This window comes from Micromonospora mangrovicola, assembly GCF_047200535.1.
GTDB lineage: Bacteria > Actinomycetota > Actinomycetes > Mycobacteriales > Micromonosporaceae > Micromonospora.
Map to the genome: position 1 here is coordinate 1 of NZ_JBJZOG010000134.1, position 13,542 is coordinate 13,542.

At 72.4% G+C, this 13,542-nt stretch carries 17 protein-coding genes; 5 read left to right on the forward strand and 12 right to left on the reverse strand.

The features are described from left to right. Positions 1 to 128: 128 nt before the first annotated feature. Complete coding sequence (locus ACL02O_RS30870) at positions 129 to 1,496, reverse strand: pyridoxal phosphate-dependent decarboxylase family protein (protein ID WP_412821701.1); 1,368 nt, start codon at positions 1,494 to 1,496, stop codon at positions 129 to 131. Between the two features lie 330 nt (positions 1,497 to 1,826). Here ACL02O_RS30870 and ACL02O_RS30875 point away from each other — a divergent pair, with 330 nt between their 5' ends. Continuing rightward, complete coding sequence (locus ACL02O_RS30875; protein ID WP_412821717.1) at positions 1,827 to 2,426, forward strand: HNH endonuclease family protein; 600 nt, start codon at positions 1,827 to 1,829, stop codon at positions 2,424 to 2,426. 112 nt (positions 2,427 to 2,538) lie between these two features. On the opposite strand, the gene ACL02O_RS30880 is transcribed toward ACL02O_RS30875, so the two are convergent. The 5 genes from ACL02O_RS30880 to ACL02O_RS30900 form a co-directional block, all read right to left on the reverse strand. After that, on the reverse strand, positions 2,539 to 3,789 hold the full coding sequence (locus ACL02O_RS30880; protein ID WP_412821702.1) for a MalY/PatB family protein: 1,251 nt from the start codon (positions 3,787 to 3,789) through the stop codon (positions 2,539 to 2,541). An 85-nt stretch (positions 3,790 to 3,874) separates the two neighbouring features. Next, entirely contained in the window at positions 3,875 to 4,318 is a 444-nt protein-coding gene (locus ACL02O_RS30885) for a hypothetical protein (RefSeq protein WP_412821703.1), read from the reverse strand. 82 nt (positions 4,319 to 4,400) lie between these two features. After that, positions 4,401 to 4,742 carry a GlsB/YeaQ/YmgE family stress response membrane protein gene (locus ACL02O_RS30890; RefSeq protein WP_412821704.1) on the reverse strand — a complete coding sequence of 114 codons (342 nt, stop codon included), beginning with the start codon at positions 4,740 to 4,742 and terminating at the stop codon, positions 4,401 to 4,403. A 182-nt stretch (positions 4,743 to 4,924) separates the two neighbouring features. After that, complete coding sequence (locus tag ACL02O_RS30895; RefSeq protein WP_412821705.1) at positions 4,925 to 5,845, reverse strand: MarR family transcriptional regulator; 921 nt, start codon at positions 5,843 to 5,845, stop codon at positions 4,925 to 4,927. 78 nt (positions 5,846 to 5,923) lie between these two features. After that, the gene (locus ACL02O_RS30900) at positions 5,924 to 6,820 is read right to left on the reverse strand and encodes a LysR family transcriptional regulator (protein ID WP_412821706.1); all 897 of its coding nucleotides are present in this window, start codon (positions 6,818 to 6,820) and stop codon (positions 5,924 to 5,926) included. Positions 6,821 to 6,925: 105 nt separating this feature from the next. Here ACL02O_RS30900 and ACL02O_RS30905 point away from each other — a divergent pair, with 105 nt between their 5' ends. From ACL02O_RS30905 to ACL02O_RS30920, 4 genes are read left to right on the forward strand one after another with little or no spacing between them, the layout of a single operon-like run. Beyond that, positions 6,926 to 7,873: a DMT family transporter gene (locus tag ACL02O_RS30905; protein WP_412821707.1), complete on the forward strand. Its 948-nt coding sequence runs from the start codon at positions 6,926 to 6,928 to the stop codon at positions 7,871 to 7,873. A 4-nt stretch (positions 7,874 to 7,877) separates the two neighbouring features. Beyond that, positions 7,878 to 8,051 carry a hypothetical protein gene (locus ACL02O_RS30910; protein ID WP_412821708.1) on the forward strand — a complete coding sequence of 58 codons (174 nt, stop codon included), beginning with the start codon at positions 7,878 to 7,880 and terminating at the stop codon, positions 8,049 to 8,051. Next, on the forward strand, positions 8,048 to 8,278 hold the full coding sequence (locus ACL02O_RS30915; RefSeq protein WP_412821709.1) for a methyltransferase domain-containing protein: 231 nt from the start codon (positions 8,048 to 8,050) through the stop codon (positions 8,276 to 8,278). Before ACL02O_RS30910 ends, ACL02O_RS30915 begins: the two co-directional genes overlap by 4 nt. 23 nt (positions 8,279 to 8,301) lie before the next feature. Continuing rightward, complete coding sequence (locus ACL02O_RS30920; RefSeq protein WP_412821710.1) at positions 8,302 to 8,535, forward strand: hypothetical protein; 234 nt, start codon at positions 8,302 to 8,304, stop codon at positions 8,533 to 8,535. A gap of 173 nt (positions 8,536 to 8,708) precedes the next feature. Here the strand turns inward: ACL02O_RS30920 and ACL02O_RS30925 are convergent, their stop codons facing one another. From ACL02O_RS30925 to ACL02O_RS30950, 6 genes are all read right to left on the reverse strand, one after another. Then, a complete protein-coding gene (locus tag ACL02O_RS30925; protein ID WP_412821711.1) occupies positions 8,709 to 9,935 on the reverse strand; it encodes a Dyp-type peroxidase in 1,227 nt (408 codons plus the stop codon). Further along, a complete protein-coding gene (locus ACL02O_RS30930; RefSeq protein ID WP_412821712.1) occupies positions 9,932 to 10,531 on the reverse strand; it encodes a copper chaperone PCu(A)C in 600 nt (199 codons plus the stop codon). The genes ACL02O_RS30925 and ACL02O_RS30930 overlap by 4 nt, the downstream gene beginning before the upstream one ends. 82 nt (positions 10,532 to 10,613) lie before the next feature. Then, positions 10,614 to 10,745 (reverse strand): hypothetical protein, encoded by a 132-nt coding sequence (locus ACL02O_RS30935; protein WP_412821713.1) that lies wholly within the window; start codon positions 10,743 to 10,745, stop codon positions 10,614 to 10,616. A 127-nt stretch (positions 10,746 to 10,872) separates the two neighbouring features. Further along, the gene (locus tag ACL02O_RS30940) at positions 10,873 to 11,466 is read right to left on the reverse strand and encodes a cysteine hydrolase family protein (RefSeq protein ID WP_412821714.1); all 594 of its coding nucleotides are present in this window, start codon (positions 11,464 to 11,466) and stop codon (positions 10,873 to 10,875) included. Beyond that, on the reverse strand, positions 11,463 to 12,884 hold the full coding sequence (locus ACL02O_RS30945) for an MFS transporter (RefSeq protein ID WP_412821715.1): 1,422 nt from the start codon (positions 12,882 to 12,884) through the stop codon (positions 11,463 to 11,465). The genes ACL02O_RS30940 and ACL02O_RS30945 overlap by 4 nt, the downstream gene beginning before the upstream one ends. Then, positions 12,881 to 13,342, reverse strand: coding sequence for a MarR family winged helix-turn-helix transcriptional regulator (locus tag ACL02O_RS30950; RefSeq protein ID WP_412821716.1), 462 nt, complete (start codon positions 13,340 to 13,342; stop codon positions 12,881 to 12,883). Before ACL02O_RS30950 ends, ACL02O_RS30945 begins: the two co-directional genes overlap by 4 nt. Positions 13,343 to 13,542 lie beyond the last annotated feature (200 nt).

The window sequence follows — 13,542 nt, forward strand, 5'->3', positions numbered from 1 at the left end:
TCGTCCCCCCCCCCCCCCCCCCCCCCCCCCCGGGCACGGCCGGTCGCCGAGCTTCCGCGGGCAGGACAGCCGGCACTTCGGCCCGACCCACCCGGCCGGGCTCGGTGCGAGGTGGATCGTGGTGGACGTCAGGCCGCGAGCCGGGTGATCGCGGCGACCGACCGGTCCACGTCCGCCTCCGTGGTCGTGGCGTTCGACAACGAGATCCGCATCAGTCGCCGATTCCGCCAGGTCGTACCGCCCGCCCAGCAGGTACCGTCCGCCTGCACCGCCGCCACCACCCGGTCGGTGCGCGCGTCGTCGCCGAAGCCGACCAGCACCTGGTTGAGGACCACCTCGTTCGCCACCTCGAACCCGGCCGCGGTCAGGCCGTCGGCGAACCGGCGGGCCAGCGCGCAGCAGCGGTCGACCAGTGCCGAGACCCCGTCGCGGCCCAGCTCGCGCAGTCCGGCCCAGACGGCGAACCCGCGGGCCCGGCGCGAGGACTCGGCGGTGAGGTCCGCGCCCGCCGGGGCGCCGCCGGAACCGACCAGGTACGCGGCGGCGTAGGACATCGCCGCAGCGTGCACGTCAGGCCGGGCGCAGAACGCGAACGCCGAGTCGTACGGAAGATTCAGCCACTTGTGGCCGTCGCAGGCCCAGGAGTCCGCCAGCTCCAGCCCGTCCACCAGGTGCCGCGTGGCAGGGCTCGCCGCGGCCCACAACCCGAACGCGCCGTCCACATGCACCCAGCCACCGTGCCGGCGGACCAGCTCGCACGCCTGCCGGAGCTGGTCGCAGGCGCCGGTGTTCACGTTGCCGGCCTGCAGGCAGACGATGGTCGGGCCAGGTGGGCCGGCCCGCAGCACCTCCCGCAGCGATTCGAGGTCGATGGCCCCGTTCGGCCCGGCCGGCACCGGCTCAACCACGTCCGCCCCGAGGCCCAGCAACCGTAGTGACCGGTCGATGGTCCCGTGCCGTTCGGCACCGGCGAGCACCCGAACCGGCGGCGCTCCGAGCAGTCCGCGCCGTTCCACGTCCCAACCCGCCTCGGCCAGTACCTGGTGGCGGGCGGCGGCAAGCCCGACGGTGTTGGCGGCCTGGCAACCGGTGACGAAGCCAACCGACGCCGATGCCGGAATCCCCAGCAGTTCCTTCAGCCACCCGCCGGCGGCAGCCTCCGCCGCCATGGCCGCGGGTGACGTGACGGCGTTGAACGCGAGCTGGTCCCAACCCGCGGCGAGAATTTCGGCCGCGGTTGCCGCCGGCAACGCGCCGCCCACCACGAACCCGAAGTACCGTGGGCCGGCGCTGGCGACCAGGCCGGGCTCGGCCGCCGCGAGCAGATCCGCCACGACCTGCGGCGGTGGGGACGGGGTGGCGGGCAACGGGCCGGAGAACGCGCCGACCGACGCAGCCTGGCCGATCGGCGCTCCGACCGGCCGGTCCGGCAACGACCGTCGGTAGTCGGCCGCGTGGTCAGCAGCAAGCCGGAACAGGCGACTCAGTTCGTCCACCGACGCACCATATCCGCCGGGGCCCGGCTGCCTCGGCCCCGATCATGGCCAGGGCCGCCGGCGCCGGGTCGGGTAGCAGGTCCCGGGCTACGCGGCGATCGCTGGGGGTCGTGGGTCCGGCATGAGGACCGTCGCCACGACGGCGCGGCGGCCGAGCTGTTCACGTGACGTTCAAGCCGTTGCCCGGCGGTGCTCGAGTCGCGGTGATCACATCTGGGATAGTCGATGCCGTCCTCGCCGTGTCCCCCGCTGGCACCCCCCGGTCCCGGCCGCGGCGTGGACAGTCAGGAGTATCGCGTGATCCGCGTTCTCAAGGTCGCTGCCGCCACGATGGCCGCCGTCGTCCTGCCCGTCACCATCGTCGCCACCCCGGCCCAGGCGACACCGCCCAACATCCCCTCGTACAGCACCGCCGTGAGCCGGCTCAACTCTCTCACCGTCGCGGCCGAGTCGCACCAGTCCACCTACGACCGTGACCTGTTCCCGCACTGGATCACGATCACCGGCTCCTGCAACACCCGGGAGCAGGTGCTCAAGCGCGACGGCAGCAACGTCGTGGTCAACAGCAGCTGCTATCCCACCTCCGGGTCCTGGTACAGCCCGTACGACGGCGCGACCTGGACCGACCCGGCGGACGTCGACATCGACCACATGGTTCCGCTCGCCGAGGCGTGGAGCTCCGGCGCGTGGGCCTGGTCCACGTCTCAGCGGCAGGCCTACGCCAACGATCTCGGCGGACCCGAGCTGTGGGCGGTCACCGACAACGTCAACCAGTCCAAGGGCGATCAGGACCCGGCCACCTGGCAGCCGCCGCGGGCCGCGTTCCGCTGCACCTACGCCAGGGCGTGGATCCAGGTCAAGTGGTACTACAAGCTGTCCGTCGACAGTGCCGAGAAGTCGGCGCTCAACGGGATGCTCAGCACCTGCTGACCGGCGTTCCGGCAGCCGGACGACGTGAAACCCCTGGCGCGAAGTGGTCCCAGCACCGGCCACCCTCATCCGGCCGGGGGTTTCACGCGTCCCGCAAGCTGCCCGGAGCCGCTCAGCCCGCCGCCGGATGGTGTGCTTCTTCGACCGCCTGGCCCATGCGGGTGACGGCCTCGGTGAGGATCGCCGGTGAGGTGCCGAAGTTGAGTCGTACGAAGCCCGCCCCGCCGGTGCCGAAGACGTGCCCGGAGCTGAGGGCGACCCGCGCGCGGTCGAGGAACATCCTCGCGGGCCCGGCGATGTCGCTGGCCACACCTGGCCCGCCGGCCGGCTGTCCGGTGGCGATGCCCAGCGCCGTGCAGTCCAGCCAGGCGAGGTAGGTGCCCTCGGGACGGTGGTAGGTGACGGACGGCAGCTGCTTCGCCAGCAGCGTCTCCAGGAGCGTGCGGTTGGCGTCGAGGCCGTCGAGGAGAAGGTCGAGCCACTGCCCGCCGGCGCGGAACGCGGCGGTGTGCGCGATGACGCCCAGGTGGCTGGGCCCGTGGCCGACCTCTTCCGGCATGCGGTCCAGGTCGGCGACGGCCTGCGGCCCGGCCACCGCGAGCGCCGCCTTGAGCCCGGCGAGGTTCCACGCCTTCGAGGCGGAGGTCAGGGCGAACGCGTTCTCGGCGCCGGCCACCGTGAGGTACGGGGTGAAGTGCGCCCCGGGGAGCACCAGCGGGGCGTGGATCTCGTCGGAGATCACCCGTAGGCCGTGCCGGCCGGCCAGTTCGGCGACGGCCTCGAGCTCGTCGCGGCGGTGGACGACGCCGGTCGGGTTGTGCGGGTTGCACAGCAGGAACGCCGGCCGGCGGCCGCAGGCCCGGGCCCGGTGGAAGGCATCGTCGAGGGCGGCGCGGTCGATCCGCAGGTCGGGGCCGAGCGGGGCCTCGATCACCTGCCGGCCGGCGTGACCGGCGAAGGCGTAGAAGGGCGGGTACACCGGGGAGTTGACCACCACCGCGTCTCCCGGATCGGTGACGAGCCGGAGTATCTCGACGATGCCCATCATGACGTCGGGTACGACCGTGGTGTGGTCGACGCGGAAGTCGTGCCAGCCCCAGCGCCGGGCGGCGAAGTCGCCGAGCGCCTCGGCGTACGCCGTTCCGTGCCCGTAACCGGTGTCACCGATGTCGATCGCGCGGCGGAGCGCGTCGGCGACCGGGGGAGCGAGAGGTACGTCCAGCTCCGCAACCCAGAGAGGCAGCACGTCCGGTGGGTGCATGCGCCACTTCACGCTGGTGCGCTGCCGGAGTTCGTCCAGCGTGAGCAGGGTGAGCGGGTTCTGGCCCGCGAAGCCGTCGGGGAAGGGGCCGGAGCTTGCCATGCCGCCCACCCTAGGCCGTCCGCCCACCGCTGTCGGGCGGGGAGCGGGCGGCCCGGTGGACGCCGGACGCGGGCACCGGCCGGGGTCAGGCCCTGGAGACCCTCTCCTCGCCGGCCACGCGGCGGCGGTGGAAGAAGAAGCCACGGAGGTCGGCGCGGAAGAGGTTCACCACGACCCAGCCCCCGAGCCCACCGAGTATCAGCACCGGCACGCCGAAATAGAGCCCGAAGTCGAATGCCGCGTAGAAGAGGAACGCCACGGCCAGCTCCGCGATGAGCGCGAGGAACCAGCCGGCGGCCCAGCCGTGGCGGACCGCCTTCGCGGCCAGCGCCAGCACGGGCGGCGTGAGAATCAGCGAGCCGAGAAGGACGGCGAGGTCGGTGGTGGACTCGTCGTCCAGCGGGCCGCGCGCGCTCATGGGTTCCAGCAGCAGCAGGAAGGTCAGCAGGCCGACCAGCAGCAGCCAGGTCTGGGTCAGCAGGAAGACGCGGGTCTGCTCGACGATCGGCGGGAGCGCGGGTCGGTTCACGAGGGGCCACTGTAGTGCGATCGCGGCCGGCAAGCTGTCCCCGCGGCGGTCACGGGCCGAGCGCAGAAGCGTCGGCCTGATCTCAACCCTTTGCGCGGCTGCGGCTGGCTCCCTTGCGGGGAGCCTCGTCACCGCGGGCGAGCCGGGTGAAGGTGAGCATGTTCGCCAACGCCACTCCGACGACCGCGAACCCGACCTGGAGCGCGAGAACGATCCAGTCCCAGTGCAGTGCCCAGACCTTGACGGTGGCGCCGTGGGCGACGTTGAGCATCCGGGCGACGAAGGTGCCCAGCACCGCTGCGCCGACGCCGATGACGAAGGTCGCGACCACGCCGATTCGCTGCCTGCCCGGGAGGACGAGCCGCCCGAGCAGGCCGACGACAGCGCCGATGAGTATCGCGCTGAGATAACCCGTCACCACCATCGCTGCCCCTCTCGTCGGCCGTGCTCGCATTACATGCCCAGGGGGTACGTGGTCGAAAACCCGCTCAGGTCACCGCTGGCGTGGAGCTGCGGGTCCGATTGGCCAAGGAGTCGACCTGGTCGTGCCGATCGGCTTGTGGCCGACGCTCTCCCGGCCGTTGACCGGGAGGGCGTCGCCGCGCGTCAGTCCCCGGTACGCCGGCGCAGTTCCTGGGCCCGTCGGGTGAGCATGGCGAGCACGCGTTGGGCCGTGGCGAGGTCGTCATCGTCGAGACCGGTGTAGAGGTCCGCGGTCACCGGCGCCAGCATGGCGGTCAGCCGGGCCTGGGTGTCGGCCCCGGCGGCGGTGAGCGAAACTGTCTCACCGGCGCTGATCAGACCCTGTTCCCGGAGTCCGTCGACGAGCCGCTCGGCTGCGGTGGCGCTGAGGTTGAGCTGGGGTTGGTCGGCGAGGAAGGCGGCCAGCGCCTCCGGAACGTCCCAGGGCCCACGCAACGCCACGGCGCGCATCGCCACGTATTCGGTGGGGCTGACTCCGGATCCGTCGAGGACCGCTGCCATCAGCGCGGCCAGGGCGCCCTGCGCTTCGGCGACGGCCTGCCCGGTCAGCGGTGGCGGAGTGGTCGAGGGCTGGACCATCGTGGTGCTCCCTTCAGCGGTGCCCGGCGCGGCGCCGAGCAGGGTGGTGAGGGTGGCGACGAGTTCTCGGTTACGGGCGCCGTGCGGGCCGCCGATGGGTGCGGTGAGCTCGGCCTGCAGCGCATGTACGACGTCGAGTGCCTGCTGCACGACGGCCGCGCCGCGCTCGGTGAGCGACAACTGGAAGGCGCGTGTGTCGCCGGTGTGGCCGCTGCGGGTGATGAGGCCGCCCGCGCTGAGCGCCTTGACGAGTTTGGACACGAAGACCGGGTCGAGGCCCGCGTAGTCGGCCAGCTCGCGCTGGCTGGGCTGACGACCCTGCCGGTTGAGGCCGTAGAGGGAGCCGAGCAGGGAGTATTGCGCGTGGGTCAGGCCCAGTGGGCCGACGGCACGGTCCACGGCCGCCCGCCACCGGGTGGTCACCTGCCACAGCAGGCGGCCCGTCGCGATGTCCGGTGTGGTCACATCAGTCAATGTACATGGAAACAATGTCCATGGAAAGTATGTGTCTCGCGGAAGCCCTGCCGGGCGGGCAGGCGCGGTTCACCGGCGCCGGCATGCGGCGTCGCCCAGTGCGGTGAGCAGGCCACGTAGCGCCCGCTGCTCGAGCGCGGCCTCCCGGACCACCGCGTGGATCTTTCGGACCGGCTGCGGGTTGCGGATCTCGCGCACCGCCACCTCGGGGTGGTGGCTGTCCAGCGCGATGCGTGGAATCACGCTGACGCCGAGCCCGGCCGCGACGAAACCCTGGGCGGTCGGGTAGTCGTCGGACTCCACCGCGATCCTCGGGCTGAAGCCGGCGGCCGCGCAGGAGGCCAGGACGGTCTGCAGGCAGGGTCCGGCCGGTTCGCTGCTGACCCAGGGCTCCTCGGCGAGGTCGGCCAGGTCGACGACCGCCTTCGCGGCGAGGCGGTGGCCATGGGGCAGCACGGCCAGGTAGGGATCGTCGAGCAGGTGGACGAGGTGGATGCCGTCCCGGACCGGCGTGCGCGGACCGACGAGGATGGCCATGTCGGCACGCCCCCGCTCGACCTCCGGCAGCGGATCGTCGGGGTCGATCAGCTTGAGGTCGACCCGGACGTCCGGATGCTCGCGACGGAACCGCGCCAGCGCCGGGGGGATCAAGGCGGCGCCCGCGGTGGCGAAGTAGCGCACGGTCAGCCGCCCGGTGCGTCCCGCCCGTAGCTCGGCCAGCGCGGCCTCGGCCTCGGCGATGTTCCGCCCGATGATCTCGGCATGCTCGGTGAGGAGCCGGCCCGCGGCGGTGGGACGTACGCCGCGGCCGATCCGCTCCAGGAGCGCGACGCCGGCCTGCCGCTCCAGCGTCGCGACCTGCTGGCTGACGGCGGACGGGGTGTAACCGAGATGCGTCGCCGCCGCGGTGACCGAGCCACTGGTCACGACCGCGCGGAGAACCTGGAGGCGACGCACGTCAAGCATGTAGCGCAGCTTAACAGTTCGGTTGGAACGTTCGCTTTTGCTGTCGAGCTGGTTTGCCCAGGATGGAGTTGTCACCACGCGACGACATGCTTGGACGAGAGACTGATGATCGGCAGCAGCTTGCGAAATGTGCTGAGGATGACCGTTCTGGCCCTGTTGTGGGGTTCGACCTTCCTGTGGATCGCCGTGGCGCTGGAGGGGTTCTCGCCCGCGCAGGTGACCTTCACCCGGTGTGGCCTGGGCGCTGCGGCGCTGCTACTGGTCGGCCGGTTGTCCGGCGGCCGCCTGCCGCGCGACCGGAGGATCTGGGCGCACCTGACCGTGGCGGCCTTCTTCTGCAACGCACTGCCGTTCGCCCTGATCAGCCTGGGCCAGCGGAGTGTCGACTCCGGCACGGCCGGGGTGTTGAACGCCACGACTCCTCTGTGGTCGCTGCTGCTCGGCCTCGCGGTCGGCGCCGAACGCGGCGTGCGCCCGATCCGCCTGGGCGGACTCCTGCTCGGCTTCTCCGGGGTCGTGACCATCTTCGCCCCCTGGCACGACGCCGACCTGGTCGGCTGGAGCTCTCTGGCCATCCTCGGTGCGGCGGCGAGCTATGCCGTCGCCTTCGCCTACATGGGGCGCACATTGGTGGGGCGCGGCATCCCCACGATCGTGCTGTCCAGCGCCCAACTCCTCGCCGCCACCGGGTGGAGCGCACTGTTCCTACCCGTCGGTGGCCTGCACGTGCCGCGCGTGACGCCGGCCGCCGTCATCGCGCTCGTCGTCCTCGCCGTCTGCTGCACGGCGATCACCTTCCACCTCACGTACAAGATCATTGCCCATGAGGGTGCGACGAACGCCGCCACCATTGGCTACCTGCTTCCGGTGATCTCGGTAGCGCTCGGAGTGGTCGTGCTCGACGAGCAGGTCACGGTACGGATGATCGCCGGCATGGTCGTCGTGTTGGTAGGTGTCGGCGCGACGCGGTGGCGGCGGACACGCCGCCCACCTCGGACCCGGCTGGTGTCTCTACCGGGACCGCCGGGTCGGCCGCGGCCTCGGCTACCGTAACGCCGTGATCAACCCGGTCGAGCCCGTCGCCGGGCAGGTCAACGGCGCAGTGGGCGCTCAACTGGGCTGGCTGCTGAGCGAGGCGGAGGTCGTCGACCAGTTCGTGGGGCGTTCGGGTGGGTCCATCGGTGAGCTGATCGCGGCGCCGACGTTCGACGCGGAGGAGATCCCCTGGTGACACCACGCGGAATCGCCGGCTACGCCGAAGCCGCCGACACGCTTGCCCGCCAGTACGAGAGCGTGTCGTTCGGCGAGGTGCACGGTGAAGTGTTGCACCTGTTCCCGAAACGGCCGAGCCACGTCACGGACGTCGGCGCGGGCACGGGCCGGGACGCCGCGCCGCTGGCCGCGCTCGGACACCGGGTCGTCGCCGTGGAACCGACGGCCCAGCATGGATGCACCTGAACCGGGTCGAGCGGGATGCGTCGATGCGGCGGCTGGGGAACCTGATGGAGCCGGGAGGGCGGATGTTCCTCTCGGTACGCCATGGCCCGGTGCCGGCCGGGCGGCAGATGTACGACGTTCCGGCGCGGGAGACGATCGCGCCGGCGCACGCGTACGGGCTCGACCCCATCCACTCCCGCGGTCGGGCCGACCTGCACGGCCGCGGAGATGTGTCGTGGACCCTGCTGGGCCTGCGGCGCCCGCCGAACGGGCGGTGAAGGTTCGCCCGCCGCGCCGCCGGCCGCGACCCGGCGAGTCCGGCTGACCGAGTCCGATCACCGCCGAGTCTGCGGCCGGACGGTCGCGGCCGGTGCCGCCGAGGCGGCCGGATCGGCGATGGCGAGCGCGGCGGTGGTGCGGCCACCTGCCGGGTCTTGTCCGGTCGTGCGGGTCAGCCGACGACTTGCTGGCCGATCCAGCCGCCGTCGGGGCAGCCGGGTGGGATGGCGAAGACGGCGGACCCGATGGGGGTGGTCCACTCGTTGAGCAGGTCCTGTTCGGCCAGCCGCCGTTGGATGGGCAGGAACTGTCGGGTGACGTCGGCCTGGAAGGAGGCGAAGATCAGGCCGCTGTCGGCGTGGCCTTCGCTGGTGGGGATGCCGTCGTAGTTGTAAGGGCGGCGCAGGATTTTCTGCCGGTCGCCGGTGACGCGGGCGCGGGCGAGGTGCGAGAAGTCGGGGATGACGGTGAGCCCGTCGGCGCCGATGGCGGTGAAGTCGGGTTCGTCGTGCTCGGCGGTGCCGGTGAGGGGCGCCCCGGTGTCCAGGCGCCGGCCGACGGCGAGTTCCCGGTCGGTGCGGCCGAGCAGGTCCCAGGTTTCCAGGTTCATGCTGATCCGCCGTACCACCAGCGTGGTGGACTCGCGGAGCCAGTCCGGTCCGCCGGGCACCCACACCGCGGTGTCCAGCGGGGTGCCGGCTGCGGGGTTGGCGGTGCCGTCGAGTTGGCCGAGCAGGTTGCGTTGGGTGCGGCCGGGTTCGGCGCCGGCGGCGCGGCGGAAGCCCTGCTGGACCCAGCGGACGGTGGCGAACGGCCGGCTGTCCTTGATCAGGACGCGTTGGGCGTGGGCGACGGTGAGGGGGTCGTCGGCGCAGATCTGCAGCAGCAGGTCGCCGCCGGACCAGCTGGGTTGAAGCCGGTCGATGCGGAACGCCGGCAGGTCGGCGACGAACGGTGGACGCCGGTCGTCCAGGCGGGCCGCGGTGTAGAGGCCCGGGCCGAAACCGAAGGTGACGGTCAACCGGGCCGGTAGCAGCCCGAGTTCGGGTTCGGTGTCGGCCAGGGCCGGGTGGCCCTGGGTGAGCCGGGCGGCGTCGTCGGAGAGCAGCCGCAGCATCCGCCCCAGCGCCGCCCGGTCGATGTCGGGCTTGAGAGTGAACGCGACGAACGCGGCATGCGCCTGCGGGTCGGTGGCGACGCCGGCCTGCCGGGGCCCGTGGAACGGCTCGACCGCGGTGGCGACCTGCGCCGCCGGGACGTCGGCGGGGCGTGCGCCAGGATTGTCGGAGCGGGCGGCGGTGGCGGCGGCGCCGCCGGCGAGCGCGCCGCCCGCGGCGAGGGCGCCGCCGGTGAGCAGACGCCGCCTGCTCACCGGGCGGGTCTTGGCCGACTCGGTCATGATGCCGGGCTCATGCTCATCCCCGGGGTCGCGGACATGCCGGGCATCGGGCTGTCACCGTGGCCGGGGGCGTAGGTCTCCTGCGCGCCGGTGAACGGCTTCGCCACCGCGTTGAACTTCTGCGTGCGGCCGTCGGCGAAAGTGAGCGTGAAGGTGAGCTCGTCGCCGGCCTTCACCGGCTGCTTGAGGTCCATCAGCATCAGGTGGTCACCGCCGGGCTGCAGCGTGGTGCTGGAGTGCGCCTTGACCACGATGCCGCCCTGCTTGGGCTGCATGACCATCTTTCCGTCCTTCACGGTCATCTCGTGCAGCTGCATCGGAGACACGTCCGTGGAGGCGGCGGTGACCGTCACGTCGCTGTCGCCGTCGTTGACCAGCGTGCCGAACGCCGAGGTCATCCCCTTGTCGGCCGCCTTGACCCACGGGTCCCGGACGGCGAGCACGCCCGCCGCCGCGTCGGCCGACGCGGACGCCGCGGCACCCGGCCGGGTGGTCGACGAGTCATCCGACGAGCCGCACCCGGCACCCACGAGGAGAAGGGCGGCTGCGGCGAGCATGCCGGCTGGGCGGCGGACGTCGACGGTCGTTCCTGCCATGGCGGTTCCCTTCGCTGAAGAACGTGTCGACGTGTAGGTCGGCTGCGACAAAAGGAAAGTTCCGTCACAAAGGTGATCAGTGTCACTGGGGGCGGGGCCTGCTGCGGAGCCATGCGGCCGGGAGCCGCGGCTCGGCGCCGAGCCCGGCACGGCGGGCCTCCCCGCCGGCCTGCTCGGCGGCGCTCACCTCGGCGCCGAGTTGCGCCGGATCCATGCCACGGCTCGCATCTCACGGACCGGTAGTCGCCCGGTGTCCCGCGCCGGTTCCCACCGAAGCGGGTATCGGACGCAGGTCACCTTGCGGCTCGCCCAGCGGCCCCGCCCGGCTCCGGTGTGCGGATTCAGCCTCGGTCCGCTGTCAGCGCCGGTTCGAGATCGGCGACCGTGGCGATGGTGGCCTGGGTGGAAAGGATCCGATTGACCAGGAAGGCGTGCACCTCCGGGTCGGGATCGGCGCAGCCGTCGGCGAGCACCACCAGCCGGTAGTCGCGGTCGGCAGCTTCGCGGACGGTCGAGAGCACCACGCCGCTGGTGCTGAAGCCGGCGAGCGCGAGGGTGTCGATTCCGCGGTGCCGCAGGTGCGCGTCCAGGTCCGTGGTGGAGAAGGCGCCCACCCGGGACTTGCGGACCAGCATGTCCTCCTCGCGCGGTGCGAGGTCGCCGTGCACCTGCGTGCCGGGGGCGTCGGCGTGCAGGGCGGGTCCCAGTTGCCGCGCCGTGGCCGCGAAACGACTGTGCTCGGGCACGCGTGGGTAGTCCTCGTCGGCGAAACCGACCCGTACGTAGCCGACGTGTCCGCCGTGGCGGCGAACCACGTCGAGGGCGGTCCGGACGCGGCCCAGCTGGGCGGCGGCGTCGGGGATCCGGGTGACGAGGAGAGGCTGGTAGTCCATGACCAGCAGTGCGGTACGGGCCGGGTCGAGGGTGAGGCTCATCCGTGTTCCTTCCGGAGTGCGTTCTCGGGGTGATCGGGTCGGGCGCCCACGTGACGCAGGCCGCTGTCCAGGAGGGTGAGGGCCAGCAGCGTGGCGGCGCCGGCGAGCAGGAACCAGGCGAGCTCGTGCAGTCCGGCGGTGTCGGCGCAGGGGCCGAAGAAGGCGCCGCTGGCGGCGGAGGCGGCGATGGCGCCGAGGTACGCGAAGGTGCGGAGCAGCCCGGCCGAGGAGGCGATCCTCGACGCGTCGGCCTGGTGGTAGACGGCGTTCTGGTTGCCGAGGCTGAGCAGTCCCTGCGGGATCCCGAAGCAGAGCACCACGAGGACCAGGAACCAGATCGGGGTGGCGCCCCCGACGACGAGGAGCAGCGTGCAACCGAGCACCTGCAGGGTCGCGCCGACGACCAGCTTGCCCTTGATCTGCGGGCGGCGGCCGGTGGTGGCGGAGGCCAGCAGGGCGGAACCGCTGAGCGGAAGCAGGAGGAGGCCGGCCTGGGCGGGCGAGAGTCCACGGCCGTCCTGTAGCCACTGCGAGACGCCGTAGAGGACCGCGTACATGGTGAGCCCGGCCAGCAGTTGGCGGGCGTAGGTCGCGACCAGGGCGAGGTTGCCGCGCAGCACGCGCAGGTCGACGAAGGGGGCCGGGGCGCGCAGCTCGCGCGCCACGAAGCCGACACCGGCGACGACGGCGCCGACGAGCAGCCAGCGGCCGGGAACGGCGGGCCTGATCAAGAACAGCAGGAGGGCGCTGAGCGTCACGGCGAAGAGCGCGATGCCCGGCACGTCGAGGGTCACGGACTCACGGGCGGACGGCCGCGCCTGCCGCGGCATCCGCCGCCAACCGACCGCGAACGCGGCCAGCGCCAGCGGCACGTTGACCGCGAAGGTCGCCCGCCAGCCGCCGAGACCGATCAACAGGCCGCCCAGCGTCGGTCCGACGACCGCGATGGTCTGGCTCGACACCGCCAGCACCGTGAGCACCCCGCTCGGGCTGTCCCGTCCGGTCCGGCGGGCCTCGGCGCGGATCAGGTACATCGCGGTGGGGTAGCCGGCGCAGGTGCCCAACCCGAGCAGGACTCGCGCCGCGACGAGAACGAGAAGGTCGGAGGCGAGCGCGCCCACGGCGCCGGCAACCCCGACGAGCACCGTGCCGACGAGAAAGAGCCGTCGTGGCCCGTGCACGTCGACCAGCCGGCCCGCCACCGGCTGCCCGATCGCGGTGGCCAGATAGAGCGCGGAGACCAGCCAGGCGGTGTGCGACGTCGGGGCGCCCAGCGCCCGGCCGATGGGGACGAGCGCGACCGCGATGATCGAGGTGTTGAGCGGGTTCAGCATCGCGCCGATGACCATGGGCGCGATCAGGCGACGGTCGAAGCCCGCCGACTCGCTCCGGCGGTCGGAATCGGCGGGGGCCGTCATCGCAGTGTCGCCCGCTCCACCAGGGCGAGCGCCCGGACGACCGTTGCCAGCTCCTCGGTGGTGAGTTCCTCCTGCAGCGCCGCCGCCAGCCACTCGTCCCGGACGCGACGGTTGTCCCTGATCCAGGTTCGCGCCTGGTCGGTGAGCGCGAGGCGCTGCCGGCGGGCGTCGTCGGGATCGGGTGCCCGGCTCACCATGCCGCGCTCCACGAGTACGGCCACCGTCGCGGCCATCGACTGCGGTCGCACCCGCTCGGCCGCGGCCAGCTCGCTCGCGGTCGCCGGCCCGCTCTCCTCGAGCCGCTTCAAAACCGAGGTCTGCGACGGGCTGAGCCCGTCCTCCCCGCGCAGCTCCCGCAGGCGACGACGCAACCGGCTGAGGACGACGACGAGGTCACGGGCGGCGATGAGCGCGAGGTCGCTGCTGGTGGGGGTAGTCGTGCGGGGAGTCTCGGCCACGGTTCCCAGAATAGATAGTCAGTCTGGACTGACAAGTTCAGACTGACTATCTTGCTGTGGCGCCGATCACCCGAGCCGCCCTGAAGGGTGCGGCGGAGATGTGCCGGATGCTCAACCGTCAGCCCGGTGACCTGCTCGATCGGGTCGAGGATCGAACCCCGGGGCGGGTGACGCCGCCGAGGAGCGCCGGGGACGGGGGC

Bases quoted from the DNA above. Each gene is read 5' to 3' on its own strand.
- ACL02O_RS30920 (WP_412821710.1), top strand. From the start codon at position 8,302: ATGCGGCGGCTGGGGAACCTGATGGAGCCGGGAGGGCGGATGTTCCTC.
- ACL02O_RS30935 (WP_412821713.1), bottom strand. From the start codon at position 10,745: ATGGATCCGGCGCAACTCGGCGCCGAGGTGAGCGCCGCCGAGCAGGCC.
- ACL02O_RS30890 (WP_412821704.1), bottom strand. From the start codon at position 4,742: ATGGTGGTGACGGGTTATCTCAGCGCGATACTCATCGGCGCTGTCGTC.
- ACL02O_RS30945 (WP_412821715.1), bottom strand. From the start codon at position 12,884: ATGACGGCCCCCGCCGATTCCGACCGCCGGAGCGAGTCGGCGGGCTTC.
- ACL02O_RS30905 (WP_412821707.1), top strand. From the start codon at position 6,926: ATGATCGGCAGCAGCTTGCGAAATGTGCTGAGGATGACCGTTCTGGCC.
- ACL02O_RS30925 (WP_412821711.1), bottom strand. From the start codon at position 9,935: ATGACCGAGTCGGCCAAGACCCGCCCGGTGAGCAGGCGGCGTCTGCTC.
- ACL02O_RS30880 (WP_412821702.1), bottom strand. From the start codon at position 3,789: ATGGCAAGCTCCGGCCCCTTCCCCGACGGCTTCGCGGGCCAGAACCCG.
- ACL02O_RS30900 (WP_412821706.1), bottom strand. From the start codon at position 6,820: ATGCTTGACGTGCGTCGCCTCCAGGTTCTCCGCGCGGTCGTGACCAGT.
- ACL02O_RS30875 (WP_412821717.1), top strand. From the start codon at position 1,827: ATGGCCGCCGTCGTCCTGCCCGTCACCATCGTCGCCACCCCGGCCCAG.
- ACL02O_RS30940 (WP_412821714.1), bottom strand. From the start codon at position 11,466: ATGAGCCTCACCCTCGACCCGGCCCGTACCGCACTGCTGGTCATGGAC.
- ACL02O_RS30930 (WP_412821712.1), bottom strand. From the start codon at position 10,531: ATGGCAGGAACGACCGTCGACGTCCGCCGCCCAGCCGGCATGCTCGCC.